Source organism: Aliivibrio sp. 1S175, from assembly GCF_001690985.1.
Lineage (GTDB): Bacteria > Pseudomonadota > Gammaproteobacteria > Enterobacterales > Vibrionaceae > Aliivibrio.
Map to the genome: position 1 here is coordinate 128,500 of NZ_MAJS01000035.1, position 24,146 is coordinate 152,645.

Here is a 24,146-nt window from a genome sequence, read left to right on the forward strand (position 1 = left end):
TATTAAAAAAATAAAAAACTACGCACCCTTAATTGATTAAGGGTGCTCATTTTCTTTACCCTACAGAAAGAGAAATATATGGAAAATACAAACAAGCAGTGGTTAGGATTACCACTAAATCTATTATGGGGATATATCGCTATCGCCGTATTCATGACTGGTGATGGTTTTGAATTGGCCTTTTTATCTCATTACATGACAGAACTTGGGTTCACACCAACTCAGGCCTCTCTTGCGTTCACAGTATATGGTTTAGCGGCTGCTCTATCCGCTTGGGTTTCAGGGGTTGTTGCTGAAATAATTACACCACAAAAGACAATGAAAATTGGATTCATAATGTGGTGTATCTTCCACGTGCTGTTCTTGATTTTTGGATTAGGCAATTCTAACTATGGCCTCATACTGTTATTTTACGGGATCAGAGGATTAGCTTATCCCCTCTTCTTATATTCTTTCATTGTCATAATTATTCACAACGTACGCAGTGATAGTGTGAGTTCATCATTAGGTTGGTTTTGGACTGTCTATTCAATTGGTATTGGCGTTGCGGGCAGTTATATCCCTAGCTTTACTATTCCGTGGATCGGTGAATTAGGCACACTATGGTTATCGTTAGTCTTTTGTTTCATAGGTGGCATTATCGCAATGATTTCATTACGAAATATAAAAACCTCTACTCACATGCAAAATTTGACTACTAAAGAGAAATTAACCGAATTAAGCCGTGCAGTCACCTTGCTATATACAAATAAAAATATTCTCTATTCAAGCTTCATTCGCATTATTAATACATTATCTCTCTTTGGTTTTGCTGTAATCATGCCAATGATGTTTGTTGATGAATTAGGATTTACTACCTCAAGTTGGTTACAGGTATGGACGGTTTTCTTCTTCACTACTATCTTCTCAAATGTGTTTTGGGGGATTATGGGCGAAAAATTTGGGTGGATAAAAATAGTACGTTGGTTTGGTTGTTTAGGAATGGCCGCATCTACCCTTGCCTTCTACTATATACCTCAACACTTTGGCAATAACTTTTATATGGCACTGATCCCTGCAATATCTCTAGGTATTTTTGTCGCAGCATTTGTTCCGATGGCGGCAGTGTTCCCTGCACTTGAACCAAAACACAAAGGTGCTGCTATATCTGTTTATAACCTATCTTCTGGCTTATCTAACTTCTTAGCTCCGGCAATTGCCGCTCTTTTATTGCCTTATTTCAGCACGATTGGAGTCGTACTTGCCTATACCGTACTTTATCTTCTTGCGTTTGTTTTTACCTATCTAGTGAAAGTCGAACAACCGGGATTTAGCCATAGTATAAATGAAATTAAAATAGCATAACGCTTTTATTTTGATGTGGTAAATACAACTTGATAATTACCACATCCACTTTTAGAACGAAGGAATATATGAATAAGAAAGCAGTTATATTTGATATGGATGGCGTCATCATTGATTCAGAACCATTCTGGCAAGAAGCTCAAAAAGAATCTTTGTTGCAATATGGCATTACTCTTTCCACTCAAGAATGTGAACGACTAACAATGGGGAAGCGAATAGATGAAATAGCCAGAATATGGTGTCATGCTTATCATATCGAGATTGATCCAAAAGTACTTGAAAAAAATATACTGACGCGACTCTGCATTCGTATTTCAACACGAGGTCAGGCAATGGAGGGGCTAGCTAATATCATTCAATTCTTTAAAGAATCAGGCTATCAAATCGGACTCGCAACGTCATCAACTCATACAGTGATCAACGCCGTTTTTAATCGACTTAATTTATGGGGATCATTCGATGTTATTTGCAGTGCTGAAAATGAACAATTTGGAAAACCTCACCCCGATGTTTATTTGACTGCAGCAAGAAAACTGGGAATATCTCCTCATGAATGTATCGTAATAGAAGACAGCTTTACTGGACTTTCTGCAGCAAAGAACGCTGAGATGACCACCTATTTAGTCGCTGCTAATTGTAATGAGGTGCAATTTCTTTCAGCTGATGGCCATTATGAAAACTTAACCACATTAAAGCGCTTCTTCGCTCATGAATTAATGCTATCAAATGACTTTGCCGTAGCATAAAAACTAAATTACTCTTATTTTAAATAAACGATTTATTCGTATTAATCTTATATAAAAAACCACTCACTTCGACGAGGGAATAAAGTGAGTGGTTTTGGTTTAGCGGCATGTTTCATTTCAAGGTTTTACTTATTTTCGGATAACAAGTACAACTTCACCGACTTGTATACCCCATTTATAAATTTCAGTTTGATTGATAACAATACTATCTGAGACTTGATAAATCCAATCATCAAAATCTACTTCATATTCTGAATCATCTACTTTTAATATCATCGAATATTGCCAATTAAGAGCATTGCCTGCACTTTTTCCATAAGCCGTATCAAGAATATCACTCGCCGTTCCTGTGTATGAGTTATCACCTAGATCTTGAATAATCCACGTTCTCTCTTGTTCTTCACCGTCATTAAATAGAAACTGTTCGTCTAGTGTTAATGTATCTCCATTCCATTGAGCTTGAAGATCGACGGTGAACGTTCTGATGACAGTGCCATTGAAATCTTTAACTATCCCTTCTGCTTTTAAATTCTCTTGAAAAAAAGCTTTCATTGAAAACTCAGGGCTTATATTTGCATAGTCATCAATATCTTGAGAAGAGCAGCCAACTAATAGAATACTGAAAATAAGCAGCACTATCTTTTTCATTATTATTCTCCTATTAATTTAAGACGTAGATCTGGGTAAGTGGTTTTTTCTGAAACCCAAATATCCAGAAAAAGCTGGGAGAAATCTTTATTTGCTATTGCTCCAATAGGCTTATCATTTAAGAAAAATTGATTATTTCCTATTTTATCAATACTAAAAACCAATTTATCTTCAGGTTTCACATCAGGAAAGACTTGCTCTAACTCAACTAACCAAAAATCTAAATCTGGGTGCTTGATTGATTGCTCTTCCCATTGTTCTTTGGTCGCTTTAATTAGGTTTTCTTTTGTTATATTACGATAATATTCAATCTCAAGCGCCTGTGGGTACTGCCCATACACAAATTGTCCTGAGGTGGTAAACAACTGCGCTTCATATACTGAGATTAAGAACCATGACAGCTCTGATTTTCCACTGCTTTGTAAACCTTGCAATGGCGCCGCAGCCACACTATTTATAGTTAACAGGCTTGCTATGGTGAGTATACTTATCAGTGTTCTCATGGCTCTTCCCCTCATTATTTATTTTTGCTCTTAAACGCTTTTGAATAATAATAAATACGGGTAGATTGACCGCCCAGATCACTGCAATTGAAAATAAAGTTATTTGATATGAATATGAGAAGTCCACAGCGCCTAATCTATGTCCCGCTAAATAATTTAATGGGCCTGCAACCGCACCAATTAAAACGATTAGTCCAAGATGAAAACGAGATAACCACCCTAAACTGTGATTAATAGCAAAACCAAAATGACACCATAATAAAATGAGCCAAACGGGTATTAGTGCATCATTAGAAAATTGATATACACCTGTAAATGATAATAATACATCACCAAAAACACCTAATATTGAAATTAGAATGAGTAAATAAAAGTCTATTTTCCGTGTTGGCGAAACTAAAAGGTGAAGTAATATTGAAACAAGTAAAAAAGGAATCGCTTGCTGTTGATAAAGGATGACAGCAAACCAAACTAATTGAAACCAGATTGCATTAATTAGAGGGAAATAACGTAACATTGAAGCCTCCTAAGTTACCAAGCTAAATAATTGATTGTTAACAATATATTTAGATTGGTAAATACAAGTAATGGTCGACTACTAGCACACCCCATGTTGTGGTTTTGCAGCCACTAAATGCACAGTACTTATCTTACGCTCTAAAAAACCACCTTCGCAGTAACAAAGATAGAATTGCCATAAGCGAATAAAATCATCCCCATACCCCATTTGTTTTAAATCACTGTTCGCCTCATCAAAACGTTCATACCAATGACGTAATGTTTTTGCATAATCTAACCCTATGTCATGTAGAGAAGTAATCACCATATCGGTATTCTCTGCCACTTTATTTGCCATCACACTAACCGATGGTAAACAGCCCCCCGGAAATATATAACGCTGAATAAAATCGACACTTTTACGGTATTGGTCATAGCGTTGGTCTGCAATGGTAATTGCTTGAATTAGCATCTTGCCTTCAGGTTTAAGGTGTCGGCTGCATACATCAAAAAAGGTGCCTAGGTATTCGTGTCCTACCGCTTCTATCATCTCTATTGATACTAATTTGTCATACTGGCCTTCCAGCGTACGATAATCTTGTTTTAGAAGCGTAATTCGGTCTTCTAATCCTAAGGCTTTTACTCTCTGCTCTGCAAATTCATATTGAGCATCGGAAATTGTCGTCGTGGTCACATTTACGCCATATTGCTGTGCTGCATAAATAGCTAAGGCTCCCCAACCCGTGCCTATTTCAAGTAAGGTTTCACCTTCTTTGAGTTCTAGTCTCTCGCAAATGGTGTGTAACTTAAATAGTTGCGCTTCTTCCAAATTTGCATCGGCATTTGGGTAAATAGCACTTGAGTACAACATCTCTTTATCAAGAAACGTTTTATACATTTCATTGCCTAAGTCATAGTGCGCTAAGATGTTCTTTTTCGATCCTTCTTTGGTGTTTTTGTTGCGCTTATGGTTTATTAAATCAAAAAACTGAACCAATTTACTAAAGCTATTTTCTACTCTATCAAGCACACCTTCTTCACGCCCTAATACCTGAATAACCTTCGTTAAATTTGGACTTGTCCACCAACCAGCAACATATGCCTCACTCGCACCAATCCCACCACCGAATAAAATTTTTCGATACGCTTCTGTGTTATTGATTTCTACAACTGCTTGCAGGGAGGCTAAGGGGTCCCCCAAAACAACTTGTCCTAATTCATCGTTTATCGTCAGTGAAGCTTGAGTCATTTTACCTAAATAATCCAATAACACTTTACGTGCCATACTATCAATCCAACGCATTGATTTATTGTTTTTAACATCGATTAATGTTGAATTCTTCAATGCTGGTCCGTCTATTTGATTGTTAGCCATTGCTCTCTCCTTATTGCTTAGGGTGTGGCACAAATGGAATTTTTTTTATGAATAATTTCAATGCTTGCCAATAAATGCCCCATACTATTTTTACGGTCATCATCGGAATAGAGATCACTTGTTGACGTATATTTTTTGAATTAAATTCTTTACGCGTCATCGCTATCGTTGCATCAAAAATTTTTTCTTGTTGGTCACCTAAGCTACGGTTTTCTAAATGTAAGGATAATCGCTTACTCGGTTCTTTAATAAACCAATGATATTTCATGTTTAAATCCAGAAATGGAGAAACATGAAAGGTTTTATCTATGATTTGCTCAGATCCAATTTTTATTAAGTAATAATGGGTTTGATTCCAAGGTGTATTACTCACCTCTGCAAGCAAATCGGTGAGTTGACCTTGAGAGTTATAACAATAATAAAAATTGATTGGACTAAAGTAGATCCCAAAGCAACGAACCTGTCCGACAAAAAGCACTCTTCCTTTCTCTCTTTTCCCTCCCAACTCCGCTACTTTATTCCATACCGATTTTTTTAATGATTCATCTTTAGAACCTATATAATCAGAGCGACGGAAACTCAAGGGCGCAAAATCCCCCTTTTTAAACCATCCTATTTTTTCTGTTTTATCTAACTCATCCAAGTCTAAGGCAACAAAAAACATACGATAACTAAAGCTATGTGGCCTTGTTTGAAATCGTCGATGTCTTACGTCGCCTTGATAGAGACAAGAATGTATCATAGGCTAATACCAAAACGCTGACATACATCAAGCGCACTTTTTACGCCATCTTCATGAAAACCATTATACCAATACGCCCCTGCAAAATGGGTATGATGTCGGCCGCAAATCTCTTCTCTGCGTGCTTGAGCTTCTATCGTGTCAGTATTAAAAACAGGATGATCATACTTATAAGTCCCTAGTATTTTATCTTTATGTATCAAAGGAGAATTGTTAAGGGTCACACAAAATGTCGTCTCTTCTGTCTCTAGCCCTTGCAGTATGTTCATATTATAAGTAACGCTTGATGGGTTATTTTTATTGCCGGTATCAAGGTGGTAATTCCAAGCAGCCCATGCGCGTTTTTGTATTGGTAATAGGCTCTCGTCTGTATGTAAAACAACTTCATTTTCTTGATAAGTTAGCTTACTTAATACTGTTTTTTCAGCCGTTGTGATGTCACTCAACATCGCAAGAGATTGGTCACTATGACAAGCCAAAATCACGTCATCAAATTCATATTTATCTTGATGGTTTATCTCTAATGTCACACCTTGTGGACGTCGAGTCACACTTGTTACAGGGCTGTTTAAATGAATTTTATCTTTAAACGAGGCAATCAACGGTTGAATGTATGAATGAGAACCTTGAGGAATAACGTACCACTGCGGTCTATTCGCAATATCCAATAAACCATGATTATGAAAAAAACGAATGAAAAAATGCAATGGAAAAGCTTTCATGTCTTGCAGGCTAGAAGACCAAATTGCAGCCCCCATAGGTAATATATAATGCTCCGAAAAGTAACTGCTGTAATCATTACGATACAAGAAATCACCTAACGTACCATCAATATCGAGTTCGATATGATCATCACTTTGTTCTTCACTCCACAATTCTTTACATTGTTTATTAAAACGTAGGATTTCACTGATCAGTGATAAAAATTTAGTATTAAATAAATTAGATCGTTGAGCGAAGAGTGTATTCAAATTATGCCCGTTGTATTCAAGACCAGAAATTACATTCTTAACACTAAAACTCATTTCTGTCTCTTGCCCTGCTAACCCTAATTGAGTCAATAGTTCAATAAAATTTGGGTACGTTCTGTCATTGAAAACAATAAAACCCGTATCAATATCCCACTCTTTTCCTTCTGCCTTCACTTGTTTTGTTGCGGTGTGCCCACCAATATAATCATTGGCTTCAAATACTGTCACGTCATGCTCTCGTGATAATAAATGCGCACAAACTAACCCTGAAACTCCAGAACCAACCACTGCAATTTTTTTCATTATCGTTTCATCCTTAAAGCGAGCCAATGCCAAATACGGTCAGGGAGACTTCCCATCAAAATTAAAAAACTCGTAAATGGAAATGGAAAATAAATGTGTTTTTTATTCTTTTCTATACCAAGCATAATATGTTGAGCAGCTTTATCTACTTCAATTAGCATCGGCATTGGAAAGTCATTTTTATTCGTTAATGGCGTCTTCACAAAGCCTGGTGCTATAACACTGATCGTGAACTTATCTGGTGATATATCTAACTGAAGCGATTTAGCTAAATAATGAATCGCGGCTTTACTAGAGCCATAAGCCTCCGCTCGTTGAAAAGGGACATAGGAAGCACTCGATCCCATTAATGCTAAATGCCCTCCTCTTTTCATTTTAGGTATTAATACTTGTAAACAATAACCAATTGAAATTACATTCGTTGTGATCACTCGCTCAAATAATGCAGCATCGAAATTTAGGGCATCATCTATATATTCACACGTCCCTGCATTTAGAATAACAATGTCTAACATATCAACGCTTGAAAGAGCAGCAACGATGGCATCGCTATCATCAAGATCAAAAACAACTTCAATTAAGCTTCCTGATATCTTTGACGATTTTAATATCTCAATATCCGAATACGACGTAAAGTTGCGCCCACAGGCATAGACTAGATATCCTTGCTTAAGATATTTTTGAGTTAACGACAAGCCTATTCCAGATGTTGCTCCTGTAATTAATATTGTTTTCATGACTGCATTCTCTTTTTAATCAGCCTTACTGCTGAACCAAGAACCGGTAAATGTTCATACAACATTTGCCCCATGTCTAAATAATCTCGATGGTAATAAACCGTTTCATTAAACTTAATATGAGAAGTTCCATCCACCGAAATTACTTTTCCTTTACCTATTTTAGGATGGCTATACTCCATCGTCCAAAAAAGGCTAGCTTCATTATCAGATTCAATCACATTATGGATATTAAATTTACAATCTAGAATATTTTCGTAAAGATGCTCAAAATAACGTGTCAGTTGAGGTAAACCATTAATCTGATGAATAGCATCTACAAACTGTATGTCATTTGAATAAATTTCAGGGAGTCGATGAAGGTTGGAGCGATTTAAATCACCATAAAGAGAAATGAATGTACTAATGAAAGTTGAATGCTTCATGATGATATATCCTTATTGAGGTTATGAATTACTACGCGATAGTATTCAAAAAAGATCACTTCCTGTGATCTTTTAATAGGATGCTCTAGTTATTTAACTATATTAAATATAGGCAGAAATTAGACAGAGTACAATTAACACTAATACAATAATCGACCAATAGGGTTAAATAATTTACTTAATCCTTGAGTAAAATGTAATGGTGCGTTTTGAACGGTATAACACAAACAACCATCATCGGTTTTTGGGCTATGTGCATTCGTGGCATCTAACCAAATAAAGTCACCTGCATGATAATGCCCTGATTCATCTTCAAAACTACCATCTAATAAAAGAGTTAACTCGAAACCTTTGTGCGTATGACTAGGGATAACGCCACCAGCATTTATGCGTAATAGATTAGAGCGAGTTGCTCCTTCTTCGATTAAACTAGCTCGACTGACTGCCCCTAATTGATTCCATTTCATATCTGCATAACGGGTTAGTACATGAGGTAGTTCATAATGAAAAGAATCGATAAAGATATGCTCAACTGAAGGCGTTTTTAAATAACTAACATCAACGTCACTATTTAAAATATCATCTAGCATTTGAGTGAAATCGACCGCCTCTGCCTCATTAACATTAGAATCTTCCCATGCTTTATCTGCAAATTGATTCGTTAACCGTTGTGCTTTCTGTTTGCAATGTTCACACATATCACAATGCAAAGTCATTGCAACAGACAGAGATTCAGGTAAATCACCGTCAATATGAGAATACAATAATGCATCACTAGGATGGTGGGTAATTTTATTCATGCTCATACTCCTGTCTTAATTTAGTTAATGCTAAACGTAATCGCGACTTAATCGTTCCTATGGGTTCACTCAATTGATGTGAGAGTTCTTGTTGTGTAAGACCTTGTTCATAAATCCCTTCAACTACAACTCGTTGATTATGAGGTAACACATTAACCGCATTTTTCAGTTTTTTAATTTCTAACCAATCTAGTTCAACAGTTTCTGTTTGCTTATCAAATAATGGCCACAATTCATCACTGACTGTATCCTCTTTATTTGATTGCATTTTTCGCAACATATCAAAGCTGTGATTTCGCATTACCGTAAATATCCAACCGGATGCGTTGCCTTTCTCTGAATTAAATAATGCGGCTTTTCGCCATACAAGTGTCATTGTTTCTTGCACGAGATCCATCGCTAACGTTGGATCATTAAATTTTTTTAGTCCATACGCTCGAATTTTAGGAGAAAACCAAGAAAATAGCTCGGAGAAAGCCCGCTTATCCTGAGATAAAGCAACGTCTTGTAACAAAGAATCAAGACGTGCTTTGTCATCTTTTTCTGATTGAGATTGTATTGGGTTCACCTGATTGCTAACCTCTACATAGTGAGTTTGCATAATCATCTCCAAAGTTTCGATACCTTGTTATACGACGATGCAAAAAAATTGGATCACAACTAGCACTATAACATTACATTTATTTTTAACATTATCAGCTTAAGTATATTTATCACACTATTAGAAATAAAATTGACTTCGGTAACTCTAGGGGGGGCAACGAATAGAAATCTATTTACGTCACTCTATCGTCAATACTTTTTACTAAACCCAGCTTAATAATTTCTTCCAATGGCATTGGTTTATAAAAGAAAAAACCTTGAATACAGGAAATACCTAAAGATTGTATAAAATCGACCTCACTTTTACTTTCTGCCCCTTCAACTACAATATTAGCCCCCGTAATTTGACCAAGTTCAACGGCAAGTCTAAATAATTTTTTCCCTCGCTCTGTCTCTATGTTAAGTAATAAAGAACGATCGATTTTTACTTTATCAAAGTCAAAACGAGATAAATACGCAATAGAAGAATACCCAGAACCAAAATCGTCCAGTGCTATGGTTATTCCTAATGATCTTAATTTATTGAGTGTTTTCTTTGTTTCTTTTTCATCTTTAATTAAGAGTTCTTCTGTGATTTCCAATTCGAGCTGCGTAAAATTGAGTGCATTTGAATTTACTAACTGAGTTAATGTTGATAAGAAAGTGGGAACCAATACTGTTTCTGGCGATATGTTTACGGATATTTTAAACTCAGGATCATCAGCATAAAGACTGGCAGTAACTATGGCTTTTTCAAGTACCCAAAAGTCTAATTCCGGCAATAAACCTAATTCTGAAAACGATTCAATAAAGCTTGGTGGCGAGATAAAACCAGAGTAAGAACGATGTCGAATTAGCACCTCTAAAGAAATTACCTTTTGTTTTTCAATATCATATTGAGGTTGATAATAAAGAATAAAATCACCTGTTTTATGTAAGTGCTCAATTGTTTTCTGAGCCGCCATATTTATCGAAAGATGAGGAATGTAACTGCCAATCGCTTTTGTTGTATCTATTTTCTCTGATGAAAAAAATCGCTCGGTTAATGAATCTAAAGCGGTTCTTCCCATGCTTAATTTATCCATTCTCATGAAAAATGGGTAATAAATAGCAATACCTATCAATAAAATCAAAATTTGAAGAATAGACCCTGAAATAGCACCATTGGTTCCTAAATACCCCCCAATAATAGGAGGAGTCATCCAGCTAATCACTCCCATAATTGGGGGGACAATTTCCCATAATGTAGCAAAATACGCAATAATTAGCCCTGCAATGGGGGCTAATAAAAATGGGATTATCATGATTGGGTTAAACATGATTGGCAATCCATACAGGATAGGTTCATTAATATTAAAAATACTTAATAATAATGCGGCCTTTGCTAAGGTTCTATACCCCTTATTTTTAGCGAACAGCAAAACACAAATCACCAAACTTAACGTATTACCTGAACCGCCCATGCCTGTATAAAAATCATAGAAATTACTGGTTAAAATAGGCATGGTTCCCATCCCTAATTCAATCAGAGCAAGACTTTCTGATGTTATTCTAAATAATTCTATTTTATAAGACGCTAATATGATGTGTCCATTTATGCCGATAGACCACAGTATTCCTCTTATGAATTCATAAATTACACCATCAACCAACGATTCTGGATTTAATTTAGGCATTGTTAACTGTAAATGTAATACCTCTAAAATGAGATATTCCAAACAATAACTAATAAAAAGACAAATGGAACTAACAATAGAAACTGAAAAAACCAGATTGATAGAGCGTTCTACTACATTAGGTAAATGTGAATCTTTAAATACTGACCATAACTTAAGGTATTGATAAATAAAACTAACAACAATAGGGATAATGATAGCAAATGGAAAGTTAATAGGAATAATACTGCCTTTATGCAGCAGTTCCCATTGTAAACAAATAATAAAATACAATAAAACAGAGGAAGTAATAACAGCAATGACTGGCTGTTTATAAAGGGAAGCAAGGTATTGAGCGAAAAAAACAACAAGTAAAACAGGGAATAACTGTGCGATAAGCACACTAATTGTTTTCAATTCATCACTAATGTAATTCCATTCAAATAATGTAGCTCCATTTGAGGCCAATAAAGAAAACGATGAAATTAAAGAGACAGGAAGCAACATAATAAATACGTTACTTATACCCGCAAGATATTTATTCGCAGGCAAATTCTTCATTAAGTAAGTAAACACTGCGACTCCCTGCAGTTAACCAATCAAACTTAATGCATGATATACTATAAATTAAGAAGTAACACTTTATTTGTATTTAAAATTAACTCTATCATCAAAACGATTACAAATATATTAACTGCATCTCATTTTCAAAACCATAATATTGACTGAATCAAAGTATATAAATGCGTTATAAGTCAGATTGTTATCCCTACCGTGTCGAGCGTTCTATTTGCTATATTTCAATACATCATGCCCGCTTAATGCTTGATAAGGACGTAAATCAAACAATGGCATGATCGAGTAAATATGATCAAATATATCTGCCTGTACCCCTTCATAGAAGACCCAGTCAGTATTATTCGTAAACGCATAGATTTGTAATGGCAGACCCTCAGCCGTAGGTTCCAGTTGGCGAACCATAAACATCATGTATGGGTGAATGTCTTTATGCGTACGTAAATAAGCGGCTAAATAGGCGCGAAATATCCCCATGTTAGTCATTTGACGGGTATTGCCCAGATGAGGAATATCCTCTAACTCTTCATTAAATGCTTTTATCTCTTTTGTTTTTTCAAATAGATACTCTCTAAGAATTCGAATGTCTTTCAGTGATTCAATCTCTTCATCTGTCATAAAACGGATCGAATTAACATCAATATTAACCGCGCGCTTAATACGTCGGCCACCAGAATCTGACATTCCTTGCCAGTTCACAAACGCATTTTGAACAAGTGCGTAAGCCGGTAGCATGCTTATTGTATTATCAAAATTTCTAACCTTAACCGTAGTTAATGAAATTTCTTCAACCGTGCCATTAGCCTTGTAGGAGTCCATTTCGATCCAATCATTTAGACTAATCATCCGATTAGCTGAAAGTTGTATGCCCGCAACAAACCCTAAAATAGTGTCTTTAAATACCAGCATAACAAAACCCGTCGCAACTCCTAAGCCACTAAGGAAAATAACCACCGATTCGTTAGCAAGAACAGACATTGATACGACGATGCCAACAAAAAATGCAAACAATTTAATAAGTTGAACAAAGCTTTTAATCGGCATACGGCGCGTAATGCCCTTGGCAATAGCCATATCATTAAGGGCATCAAGCAAAGCAAACAACATAGATAAAAAGACAATAAGAATCGAAATACTCAAAAGCTTGTCTGCTATCGTAGAAAGTAATGTGTAATGACCAAGAGCAAGAGGAAGCAATACGTCTAAAATAATAATAGGTACAAGAAGCGTTAGTTTTTCAAACACTTTGTAACTTGAAAACCCCTCAGCTAGCGGTTCATCAGCACGGTGCAGAATATTTTTAATTGTTCTCACAATGATATGACGAGTAATCAAGTAGCCAATAATTGAAACGCCAATGACAGAAAGAACAAACACGCCCGTAAGCTCTAAACCATAGGGGTCACTATTTATACCAAGGGTGCTTAATTTGCCTGAAATATAGTTACGAACATGATGATCTAGCAAGTTACTGTCCTTATTATTTTATTACTCTTATACCATAAAGATAATGAAGAATACCGTATGCGCATACCGCTTTGAAATGATAATAATCATAAGCTCTTGAATTGTTTGCTACAAGCGCTATTTAAAGTGTAGCTCTCACAAACCAAAAGAGCGCCATTAAAATAGACGTAATTATTACCAACAAGCCCCTTTCTTGAACGATAAGAATAAAACGTGAGCGAAATCACAAAATATGGAAACTTAGTTTGCTTATCAGTTAATCAGCATTTTATACACTACACTACCTAGGTCCCTTACATTTAACTCAGAGGTTAAAATGGAAACTCAAACGCCAAGTCAGGCATTAATTTCAAAAAGTTGGAAATACTTTATTACTGTTGGTGTCATTGCAGCAGTAGCAGGATTAGGCGCAACAAGCCTACCGGTAATGGCTGGAATGACGATTTCAACGATTATTGGGGTCGTATTGCTCATTACTGGTTTGGTTCAGGCTTACCATACGTTCCGAATTCATTCGTGGAAAGAAAAGCTATGGTACGTTGTTAGTGCCCTGCTTTATATTATTGGTGGTTTATCTATTCTTTTTAAACCGTTAGAAGGTTTGATGACAATCACAACCATCATGGTCGTGGTAATGATCTTTAATGGTCTATCCCGTATGATTTTTGGGTTCACAAACAAAAACCTTCCTGGTAGCAATATGGTGGTTCTAAGTGGTTTGCTCTCTGTTGTTATTGGTGGATATTTCTTCTTCCTTTTAAATAATCCTGAGTTTTCATTATCACTACTAGGTACATTTGTTGGTGTTTCATTATTAATCGAAGGGATCAGCTTTATCTTCCTTGGTTTCAATATGAAAAAACTGCTTAACAATACTAACTAGAGCAACACGCACCCAATAATATACCTAGCCCACGATGCTTCTTTCTGAGAATAAGTATGGTGGGCTTTGTTGTTTAAATGACTCTCAGTAACCCGCTCTCTGGTTATAAACACATCGATTTGATTAGACAAAAAAGCCTCTTAGGAACATTAAGAGGCTTTATATTGAATCAAACAAATCGTTTGACTACATTAACGAGAACCTACTGGAAGTTCACCCGCGTGTTTAAATTCACCGATGCCTAAATCAGGTGGCGTATCCGAGTGAATGTTTGCACCCCAACGTTGATTTGGTTTATCACTCATCAAAAACTCAATATCACCACCCTGCATAATTTCTTTATGCGTTAAGTACGTTCTATTGAAATCTCGACCATTTAACGAAGCCGATTGAATAAAGATATTTTCACGGCTTACATTCTTAGCGGTTACCGTAAACGTCTGCCCGTTCTCTACCGCGATAGATGCCGTTTCAAACATCGGTGTACCTATTTCATAAATACCCGAAGAAGAGTTCACAGGGAAGAAACCTAACGCACGGAACACAAACCAAGAAGATAACGTCCCAAAGTCATCATTACCACAAATGCCATCAGCGGTATTGTCATAACAAATATTTGTTGCCGCGGTCACTGCCGCTTGTGTTTTCCATGGTTGAGCTACGTAATTGTAAAGGTAAGGAACATGAATATCGGGTTCATTACCTTGCACATGCTGCCCTACATTACCGGTGTTAAAGACAGGAAATTGGTTATCGCCCGCATTACGATCAGGGTAAGTACTAAAATACTCATCCAAACGAGCTGCAAACAACCCACCACGGTCGGCAATTTCACCCGCCTCAAGCGTCGATTGTTCAAATTCAGTCATAAGATCAACAAGGCCATTAATGTCATGTTGAACACTGAATGAATACTGCCATCCATTAGATTCAGAGAACGCCCAGTTGAACATATCAGGTCGCCAATCTTTACCAATCGCTTTGCCTGTTATTGGATCGGTCCAATTTGAATCAATGAATTTACCGTCATAATCACGGGCTTTAAACCATCCTTGATATTTAGAGCCCCCAAAGTCAAACTGTGCTTGCCAGTTATTCGATCGATCAGCAAACTCTTTGTAATCTGGAGAATCTTCACCCAAGACAAGTGCAATGGATTTTGCAATGTTCCAGTCATTCATTGAGTACTCTAAAGAGTATGAGGCTGTCCATGCATCTTTAAATGGTGAATGAGAACCATATGAATCTGGTGGTGTATCATGCAATTGTGCAGGAACATAACCTTGTTTTTCATACTCGCCAATCCACGCGACACCTTGGCTCGATATTGCTCGCGCATCGGTGATCATTGCCTTCACTAAACGTTCTTTTATATCTTGACGCTCAGCACCAGTAAATCCTAAATCGATCATTCGAGTGTCTAAATACCCTTTAGACAAAGCATCATAAATAATTGGCGTGGAGTGCATTCCCATCATCATGCCCGTTTCATTGCCCTTAAATGTCCACTCAGGTAAGCGACCACGCTTAGTTTCACCTTTATCATTGGTCCATTCTTCTTCTGCATAAGACAGCATAGACAGCACCATGTCCGCGATACGAGCAGGCTCTGTAATAGAGGCTAACGGTTGAACGGCACGATATGTATCCCAAAGTGAGAACGTATCGTAACGAATATAATCGGCTTTACCATCTTTGTTCGCATCAGCAGTGCGAATCGATTCTTTCAGGGTATCTATTGTTTCGCCCCACGGCGTATTTCCATCAGGGTAAGCATTACGACCTTGATGTGTTTGACGGTAACGACCATCTAAATCTGATAACATCGTTTGGCCAGAGTAAGAACGATACAATGCGGTGTAGAAGGTTTGCTTATATTCTTCATCACCTTCAACACGGATTTTACCTAATTCATCTTCCCATGTTTTCGTTGCGGCTTGACGAACTTGGTCAAAGTTCATGCCCGCAACTTCTGTCATGTTTAAAGAAGCCCCTTTCTTGCCGTCTTTGCCAATTTCAACGTTTGATAGGGCAAGTTTCGCTTCGACTGTTAGCCCTTCTTTTGCTGTATCAAATTCGACATATGCTCGGGCATATTGATATTTACCAAGAGTTTCATTACCAATTTCTGTCATATCTGCAGGCGCATCAATGTATTGCTTGGTTGATTTATCGTAGTAAGCAAAACGAATATTTTTAATTGGCTGATCGAATTCCATAACAAAGAATTCTTTTTGGTTTGCAGCCCAACCATCAGAGAAACGGTGCCCTTCTAAACGGTTATTTTCTTTATCCCATTTAAGATAAGAATCTGACGTGTAATCCCAGTTAATTTTAAAGCCTGTGTTAACAATGATTTCCGAACGATCATCTCGAGGGAAGGTATAACGGTGTACCCCTACACGATCTGATGCCGTTAACTCAGCGGTAATGTCATAATCAATAAGATCAACTTTGTAATAACCCGCGGTCGCTTGCTCATCTTTATGTTGGAAACGAGACGCTTCAAGATTTAAAGTTGGAGAGCCTTCATTTAGCATATAATCAGAACGGGTATTAATTGGCATCACTAGAATATCATTCAAATCGCCCGCTCCGGCGCCAGAAAGATGAGTATGTGAAAAACCTGAAGTACGTGCATCGTGGTAATAATAACCCGAAATATACTCCCACCCATTTGAACCATTATTTGGAGAAAGCTGAACCATACCATGAGGCGTTGTTGCTCCTGGGTAGTTATTCCCTAAGTTTCCCGTTCCAATAAATGGATTAACATGGCGAGTAATGTCCATATCAGAAAAATCAACCGGAACATGAACGCCCATGTCAATTACCGGTTTCTCTGGACTTGGTTTATCATTACATTCTTCGTCAGAGGGTGGACACACTGGTTTCTCATCGTCAGGATTAATTGTCGGTGGTGCAACTTCTGTATTCACATCGTAATTATTGTTCGTTGTTTCTTCATTACAGCCAGTTAAGCCAACTAGACCCATTACTACAGCAATTGATAATAAATTCCGTTTAAATTTCATTTTATGCCTTTATTGTTAGTAAAAAGGGGAAAGCTCCCCCTCATTTTTAGTGTTCAAATTAATTAGATTTCAAAGCTTGAGATTTATCATTCGTCATTACAAAGTGAAGAACACCGCCATCCTTAAGATCGCTATGATTGAACGACAGGTTTTCACCAAGTTCGTTACCGTTAATCGTTGCGCTCTTAACATAAATATTTTCTTCAGAGTTGTTCGTTGACGTGATGGTAAACGCCCCACCATCCCCAACAGGAATGATCGCTTTATCGAAAATTGGTCGTCCAATCGTATACGTTGGATCGCCTGGAGTAACTTGATAGAAACCTAATGCCGACATGATGTACCAAGCGGACATTTGTCCGACGTCTTCATTTCCTATCAAACCTTCTTGAGTTGGATGATAAAATTCGTTCATAGCTTGATTCACGTATTCTTGAGTTTTCCACGGCTCTGATGTCCAGTTATAAAGATAAGGAACGTGATGGTCCGGTTCATTCCCCATAACAAACTGCCCAATGAAACCTGACATATCATGAGACTGAGTTGTGTCCGCGTTTGAATCGGCATTAAACAAAGCATTTAAGTTTGCTAAGAATGCTGCCTTTCCTTGAGCTGTTATTTGCTCAGGTAAGGTGTAATCCGTACGATCTATCACTTCACCCGCCATGATGTTCGCCAAACCATTTAAGTTTTGTGGGGCGAACCATGTCCACTGCCACGGATTACCCTCCGTAAAATCTTCACCTCGATGTTCTGCACGATAAGGCCAAAAGCTATCACCCTGAATTAAATTTTTACGATCTTTACACCAGTCGTAATCTTTACCCTCAGGAATAGATAACGTCAGGTTCTCATCCAAACATTGGCTACTCATGTTATTTGCAAACACGGGGTCAACAGAACCAGATACTTGATACAGTGGACGCATAAACCCTGTTACGCCTAGGCTTTGTTTATCTTTACCCTGCATTTTTCCGTAATAATTAGGGTTATAATCAAAATAATTTTTGAACGTTTCAGAGCGCTTCATATAACGATCAAACATTTCGTCATTACCCGCTAATCGTGCTATTTGTGCAATCGTCCAATCGTAGTACGCATTTTCTAAACCATACGCGACCGACTCATTCACTAACTCATCATATTTGTCTACTTTTAGGCCTTCTACATAACTTGGTTTATTCGTTTCGCCTGGATTCCATTTAACGTTAGCTGGCACGTACCCTAGTGTTTCTGCGTATTCGCCATGGCGAGTCATTACTGTAAATCGCTTATCTCCACTCCATGCATCTTTGTAAGGAACCCAACTATTAGTAATCGATTCATCAAAATTCGCAGAGACATCAGCCGCGTTCAACGCCAATTCAAATTCAGCCTGAGTAAAGGCTTCTGGGTGCTTAACCATGATATCGGCAATGACCGACACCGCAGGGTAGCCCACCATTTCTCCCGTATAATCAGAATGAAGTTCCCACTTAGGAAGCACTCCACCGGTTTTAAATTTATTGATTAAATCACGGGCATAATCAATTGAGCGATCTTTATCGATGATCGTTTTAAGTGGATGTGACGCACGGAAAGTATCCCACATAGAATAGACAGATAGGTTTGTAAAACCATCGTCTGCTTGGTGTACTTTACCATCCATTCCGCGATATTTGCCATCAACATCTTGATACACAAAAGGAGCAACAAAAGTACGATACAGTGAGGTAAAGAACATGGTTTTATCCGCAATTTTAGCACCTTCTAGTTCAAAATCGCCCAGGACATCTAACCATGCTTGACGGTTTTTCGTCACAACCGAATCAAAATTAAAGTCATTTTCATCAGCGTCTAAGTTCTTAATTGCGCCTTCCACACTCGTTCCAGAAATTGCCACTTTAACCGTGATTGGTGCACTGCCTGAACCGAAGTTAAGGTGTGTCATCACATCGTTTGCACGACGGGCTAAACGCGTGGCATCCGGTTCTGGCTCGTTTGGCATGACTTGGTGTTCAGCATAGCCACGATAATCAGCAAGGCCTATTTCAGTTGCATCAACAGGCGTTAATTTACTTTCTGATGCCAGTTTTGCGTATAAATTTTCTTCCATAATAGGTTCTGAAAATTCAGCCACAAAGAACACGGTTTGCCATTGTCCCCATTCATTTGAGGTACGAGCCCCTGCCACTGTTGTATCATTAATTCGTTTATAATAAATACTGCGTGAATGGTTTCCGTATTGTTCTAATAACTCATGCTGTAAGTCGATACGAACTTTACGATCTCCGCCCTTATTAAAGGTAAAACGTTGAAACGCAACACGATCCGTTGCGGTTAACTCAGCTTTCACACCCGTTTCAACCAATTCAATCGAGTAGTAACCCACTTCGGCGGTTTCGGTTTCTTTGTTCATTGTTGGTGCGTCGGTATTGAATTCTGAATACGGTAAAAATGCGAAATCGTTCAAGTCCCCTTTTCCTGCACCTGAAATGTGTGTCATGGTAAAACCGGAAAGGTATTTATTAGAAGGGTCGTATTCAGACGGTGAGCCTTTCCCATTCCATCCGTTTGGATCATAATTATCTGGTGAAGGTTGAATCATTCCCTCTGGCATCACAGGAGATGGATTCACATTACCAAGCCCTTTTGTACCAATCAATGTATCTACATATTTCAAGACGTTGTCAGTCGGACTAACCGACGTTGGTGGTATTGATGTATTTGGATTTATTTGTTCTTCATTACAGCCAGTTAAACCGACCATACCAATAAGTACGGCAATTGATAATAAATTCCGTTTAAATTTCATTTTCGATTTTTCTCTTTCATTAAAAGGGGTCGAAACCCCTTAATTGATATGGATGGTTACTTAGGAAGGTTGGCTTTCATCGCTTGCGCTTTGTCACCAGTCATCACAAAACGTAATTCACCACCGGCCTTAATCTCTTCGTGCTCAAAAGTATTAAAGTCGTTCAGTGGTTTACCGTTAATTTTGACTGATTTCACATACATGTTTTCAGCACTGTTGTTTTCTGCCACAACCGTGAACAAACCAGAACCAAAGTTAATCGTCGCACGAGTAAAGATCGGTCGACCAATGGTGTACGTTGGATCGGTTGGTGATATCTGATAGAAACCTAACGCAGACATGATGTACCACGCCGACATCTGTCCAACATCTTCGTTTCCGATAATCCCATCAGGCGTTGGGGTATAAAATTCTTTGTACACTTTGTCTAAATATTCTTGCGTTTTGTATGACTCTTCTGTGCGTTGGTAAAGGTAAATCACATGGTGTGAAGGTTCATTACCATGAATATACTGCCCAATGTAACCCGTCATATCTTGGTGCTGATCGCCACTACTTGAATCCGCCGCAAACAAATCATTCAATTGAGTATTCAGACCATCCGTCCCACCCATGATTTCCGTTAGCTTGTCCAAATCTTGCATGAACGACCACTTCCACTGCCAGGCATTGCCTTCAGTAAAGTACAATGGGTCTGCTTTATATGGATTAAATGTTTCTGTTGAATACTTAAAGACACACGGGTCCCCATCTTTCAATTCAGTTGGAACAAAGAAACCAACACTCTCATCCCAATGAGTTAACGAGTTATAAGAACGCGCTTTAAATTCGCTGTATGTTATTTCATCGCCTGCGGCTTTCGCCATTTCCGCAATAGTCCAATCATAGAATGAAAACTCTAAAGAATAAGACACCGAGTTCCAATTGGGCGCGCGAACGCATTGCTCTTTTTCATGGTAGTTCAATTGTCCCGCCATTAAAGAACCTAAAATACCATCATTAATTTGAGGGAAATCATACGGACGATAACGAGCCGATTTGATTGAAGCGTCTAACGCCGTTTGAGCGTCCGTCAATCCTTTTGTTACCGCATCACCCAAAATGGCGGTTGCAGGGTAACCGATCATCGTTCCTGTTTCTGAGCCATGCCCTTCCCATTTTGGAAGCATGCCAAATTCATCGTTAGACTTACGAATTAAATCCTCAACATATAACGTCGCTTGTTTAGGATCGATGATTGTCCAGAGTGGGTGCACTGCACGGAAAGTATCCCATGTAGAGTAAATTGAGTAATTTGGAGTATCACCTTTTGCTAAAGTCCGGATTGTCCCTAACATATCAACGTATTTACCATCGACATCGTAGAACTCGATAGGCGCGATCATCGTATGATATAGACCGGTATAGAAATTCGTCTTCTCAGCGTTAGAACCACCTTCTACTTTTACTTTCGATAATTTTTCTGCCCATGCGTACTCTGCACTCTCTTGTACTTTCGTGAAATCATAAACCATTGCTTCCGCTTCTAGGTTTTTTTGCGCACCATGCCAGTTAACTGGAGAGATACCGACACGAACTTCTATCTCTTTATCGCTAATACCAAAGTTAAGGTAAGCGGTAAGATCACTCTCTTTGTACACATAATTTTGGCGCATCTCACGAGTAGGTTCATTATCACCAATACCTAGTAGCGCTTTAACAACTGGCTCATTGAATTTAGCGTAAAAGAAAATATCTTGGCCTTGATGATCTTGACCTTGGAACCAACCGGTTGATGTCTTACGTCCTCGAATCGTGTAATCATCAATAATTTCAATCTTACTGCTAAGCGCCTCGCCATTGTTATTTAACAACGTATGACCTAAATCAAATTTAATATTACGATCTGCGCCTTTTTCAAACGTATATTTATGCAAGCCAACACGCTTTGTCGTTGTTAACTCAACATCAATATTGCCTTTATTTAACGTTGTTTTGTAATAACCTGCCGTCGCTTCCTCATTTGATTTATCAAACGAGTTAATCATATTGTCTTTCATATCACTATAAGGAAGAACTAAGATATCTCCTAAATCAGTTGCGCCGGTTCCCGATAAATGAGTGTGTGAAAAACCGTAAATAGGCACATCTTTATCTACGATAATTCCAGAATCAGAATAATCGGAAGAATCCCAATAACCCGATGCTGAATGCCATGGGTTTTGATCTACTTCATTATCTTTCCCTGAACCAATAAACGTATCAGGAGATAATTGAACCATACCGGCAGGAACGACCGCACCCGGAAAAGTGTGACCACTAGCCGCAGTTCCAATCATAGGGTTTACATACTGAATTAAGGTCATATCGACGACAATAGGCGTTACAGAGGTGCTTGGTTCTAGAGGTGTTGTAGGGATTGATACATTAGGTTCTACATTGGTAATGTTCGTGGTTTCTTCATTACAGCCAGTTAATCCTATCAAGCTAGCAAATATCGCAAGTGAAAGTATACTGCGTTTAAACTTCATTATTATTATACCTTTATTCTAAAGTTTAAGAGGATGAGTAAACTCATCCTCTTTGATGATTTTGGTATTAACCTTAATCAAGATTAATAACAAAACTCTCTTTAGAGTGGGGACCTTTCGATCCCCACTTTATTTAGGCTGAAACTTAACCTTGAATAAGGCTTAACGCGTTTTTCATTGCTTGTTTAGTTGAACATTCAACTTGGCGAATATTCGTGAAACGCTCGCCTTCTTTTACTGGAATATCGTGAGCAAGGATGATGAACTTCGCGTTCGCAACATCTTTTTCCGTCAGTTTATTCATTAAACCATTAGAACCTTGAGTCTCAACTTTAATCTTGATACCTGCTGCTGCACCCGCTTTTTCTAGCGCTTTTGCTGCCATGAATGTGTGAGCCACACCTGAAGGACAACAAGTAACTGCAAGAACATCGTACTCGCCTTCACCAGCAACTGGTGCCGCTGTTTGTGTTTGTGCTTGTACTGGCGCTGCTGCAACGACCTCATTTTCTTCTACATAAACCGGCTTCCAGAAGCCAACAATCATCGCTGTTGTTAATGAACCTAAAGCAATACCAACCACGTACATTGGGATGTTGCTAGAGACAGGAGCAGTAATTAATCCACCCCAAGGTGCGTGAAGTAAAACATCAGTCATGAAGCCGAACACACAACCAACCATACCACCAGCAACGATAGACGGAAGAACACGCATTGGGTCATTTGCTGCGAATGGGATAGCACCTTCAGAGATACCAATTGAACCCATGATTGCTGCTGCTTTACCTGCTTCTTGCTCTTCTTTAGAGAATTTTTTCTTAAACATGAAAGTAGCAAGAGCCATACCTAGCGGCGGAGTACAAATCGCGATACCAACGCCACCCATCAACCATGGTTGTGTGTTTACTTGCGTTTGAGCAAACAAAGTTGCCACTTTATTGATTGGGCCACCCATATCAAATGCAGTCATACCACCAAGAATTGCACCTAGAACCGCTTTAGAAGAACCCGCCATTGATGCTAAGAATTCGTTCATTGCGATCATGAATGAAGAGATAGCTGCGCCTAGGCCCCACATTACGATACCCGCAGATACTAATGTACCAACTAGAGGGTAGATAAAGTAAACCCCTAATGCACTTAGATGTGCAGGAATAGGAAGCTTCTTAAGTTGAAGAACTACACCACCAGCGATGAAACCAGCAACGATACAACCAAGGAAACCACCACCCAAATCAGCCATGATGCCTGATGCAATAAAAGCAGGAGCTAATGCAGGTTTATCAGCAATTGAGTAACCAATAAAACCACCAAGGATAATTGGAAAAAGAACTAAACCTTTAATAGCGATAGTAGAAATGTCAGCCAGAATGCCTGTATCAGGAACCGCGCCTTTACCTGTAGCCATTACAGCCAGTGCTAATAAAACCCCACCAGCAACCACGAATGGAAGCATGTGAGACGTACCAAAAAGTAAGTGTCCTTTAAGGGTGGACAATGTTTTTTTCCAATCACTTGGACTTTGCGTTGCAGTCATCGTTGACATAAAAAG

General features: G+C 38.2%; 19 protein-coding genes. 3 read left to right on the top strand and 16 right to left on the bottom strand.

What is annotated here, in order from left to right; genetic code table 11:
• Positions 1–78: 78 nt before the first annotated feature.
• Both A6E06_RS12040 and hxpB read left to right on the top strand, forming a co-directional pair.
• Positions 79–1,344, top strand: a complete 1,266-nt coding sequence (locus A6E06_RS12040) for an MFS transporter (protein ID WP_065593484.1) — start codon at positions 79–81, stop codon at positions 1,342–1,344.
• A gap of 68 nt (positions 1,345–1,412) precedes the next feature.
• Positions 1,413–2,090: a hexitol phosphatase HxpB gene (gene hxpB / locus A6E06_RS12045; protein ID WP_065593483.1), complete on the top strand. Its 678-nt coding sequence runs from the start codon at positions 1,413–1,415 to the stop codon at positions 2,088–2,090.
• Positions 2,091–2,219: 129 nt separating this feature from the next.
• Here hxpB and A6E06_RS12050 read toward each other — a convergent pair whose 3' ends face one another.
• From A6E06_RS12050 to A6E06_RS12105, 12 genes are all read right to left on the bottom strand, one after another.
• Positions 2,220–2,738, bottom strand: a complete 519-nt coding sequence (locus A6E06_RS12050) for a DUF3833 domain-containing protein (protein ID WP_065593482.1) — start codon at positions 2,736–2,738, stop codon at positions 2,220–2,222.
• Between the two features lie 2 nt (positions 2,739–2,740).
• On the bottom strand, positions 2,741–3,241 hold the full coding sequence (locus tag A6E06_RS12055) for a chalcone isomerase family protein (RefSeq protein ID WP_065593481.1): 501 nt from the start codon (positions 3,239–3,241) through the stop codon (positions 2,741–2,743).
• Complete coding sequence (locus A6E06_RS12060; RefSeq protein ID WP_065593480.1) at positions 3,189–3,758, bottom strand: DUF2878 domain-containing protein; 570 nt, start codon at positions 3,756–3,758, stop codon at positions 3,189–3,191. Before A6E06_RS12060 ends, A6E06_RS12055 begins: the two co-directional genes overlap by 53 nt.
• Before the next feature lie 81 nt (positions 3,759–3,839).
• On the bottom strand, positions 3,840–5,114 hold the full coding sequence (locus tag A6E06_RS12065; protein WP_065593479.1) for a cyclopropane-fatty-acyl-phospholipid synthase family protein: 1,275 nt from the start codon (positions 5,112–5,114) through the stop codon (positions 3,840–3,842).
• A 10-nt stretch (positions 5,115–5,124) separates the two neighbouring features.
• Positions 5,125–5,856: a DUF1365 domain-containing protein gene (locus tag A6E06_RS12070; RefSeq protein ID WP_065593478.1), complete on the bottom strand. Its 732-nt coding sequence runs from the start codon at positions 5,854–5,856 to the stop codon at positions 5,125–5,127.
• Complete coding sequence (locus A6E06_RS12075; protein WP_065593477.1) at positions 5,853–7,130, bottom strand: NAD(P)/FAD-dependent oxidoreductase; 1,278 nt, start codon at positions 7,128–7,130, stop codon at positions 5,853–5,855. Before A6E06_RS12075 ends, A6E06_RS12070 begins: the two co-directional genes overlap by 4 nt.
• Positions 7,130–7,867, bottom strand: coding sequence for an SDR family NAD(P)-dependent oxidoreductase (locus A6E06_RS12080; protein ID WP_065593476.1), 738 nt, complete (start codon positions 7,865–7,867; stop codon positions 7,130–7,132). The genes A6E06_RS12075 and A6E06_RS12080 overlap by 1 nt, the downstream gene beginning before the upstream one ends.
• Positions 7,864–8,292, bottom strand: a complete 429-nt coding sequence (locus A6E06_RS12085; RefSeq protein ID WP_065593475.1) for a nuclear transport factor 2 family protein — start codon at positions 8,290–8,292, stop codon at positions 7,864–7,866. The genes A6E06_RS12080 and A6E06_RS12085 overlap by 4 nt, the downstream gene beginning before the upstream one ends.
• Before the next feature lie 140 nt (positions 8,293–8,432).
• The gene (locus A6E06_RS12090; protein ID WP_065593474.1) at positions 8,433–9,092 is read right to left on the bottom strand and encodes a ChrR family anti-sigma-E factor; all 660 of its coding nucleotides are present in this window, start codon (positions 9,090–9,092) and stop codon (positions 8,433–8,435) included.
• Complete coding sequence (locus tag A6E06_RS12095; protein ID WP_065593473.1) at positions 9,085–9,693, bottom strand: sigma-70 family RNA polymerase sigma factor; 609 nt, start codon at positions 9,691–9,693, stop codon at positions 9,085–9,087. Before A6E06_RS12095 ends, A6E06_RS12090 begins: the two co-directional genes overlap by 8 nt.
• A gap of 175 nt (positions 9,694–9,868) precedes the next feature.
• Positions 9,869–11,905 carry an EAL domain-containing protein gene (locus tag A6E06_RS12100; RefSeq protein WP_369688354.1) on the bottom strand — a complete coding sequence of 679 codons (2,037 nt, stop codon included), beginning with the start codon at positions 11,903–11,905 and terminating at the stop codon, positions 9,869–9,871.
• A gap of 210 nt (positions 11,906–12,115) precedes the next feature.
• Complete coding sequence (locus A6E06_RS12105) at positions 12,116–13,372, bottom strand: mechanosensitive ion channel family protein (protein ID WP_065593472.1); 1,257 nt, start codon at positions 13,370–13,372, stop codon at positions 12,116–12,118.
• Between the two features lie 316 nt (positions 13,373–13,688).
• Between A6E06_RS12105 and A6E06_RS12110 the strand changes: the two genes are divergently transcribed.
• Complete coding sequence (locus A6E06_RS12110) at positions 13,689–14,255, top strand: HdeD family acid-resistance protein (protein WP_065593471.1); 567 nt, start codon at positions 13,689–13,691, stop codon at positions 14,253–14,255.
• 191 nt (positions 14,256–14,446) lie between these two features.
• On the opposite strand, the gene A6E06_RS12115 is transcribed toward A6E06_RS12110, so the two are convergent.
• The 4 genes from A6E06_RS12115 to A6E06_RS12130 form a co-directional block, all read right to left on the bottom strand.
• A complete protein-coding gene (locus A6E06_RS12115; RefSeq protein WP_065593470.1) occupies positions 14,447–17,290 on the bottom strand; it encodes a GH92 family glycosyl hydrolase in 2,844 nt (947 codons plus the stop codon).
• Between the two features lie 58 nt (positions 17,291–17,348).
• On the bottom strand, positions 17,349–20,084 hold the full coding sequence (locus A6E06_RS12120; RefSeq protein ID WP_065593469.1) for a GH92 family glycosyl hydrolase: 2,736 nt from the start codon (positions 20,082–20,084) through the stop codon (positions 17,349–17,351).
• Positions 20,085–20,140: 56 nt separating this feature from the next.
• Positions 20,141–22,594, bottom strand: coding sequence for a GH92 family glycosyl hydrolase (locus A6E06_RS12125; protein ID WP_065593468.1), 2,454 nt, complete (start codon positions 22,592–22,594; stop codon positions 20,141–20,143).
• Between the two features lie 145 nt (positions 22,595–22,739).
• Positions 22,740–24,140, bottom strand: a complete 1,401-nt coding sequence (locus tag A6E06_RS12130) for a fructose-specific PTS transporter subunit EIIC (protein ID WP_065593467.1) — start codon at positions 24,138–24,140, stop codon at positions 22,740–22,742.
• Positions 24,141–24,146 lie beyond the last annotated feature (6 nt).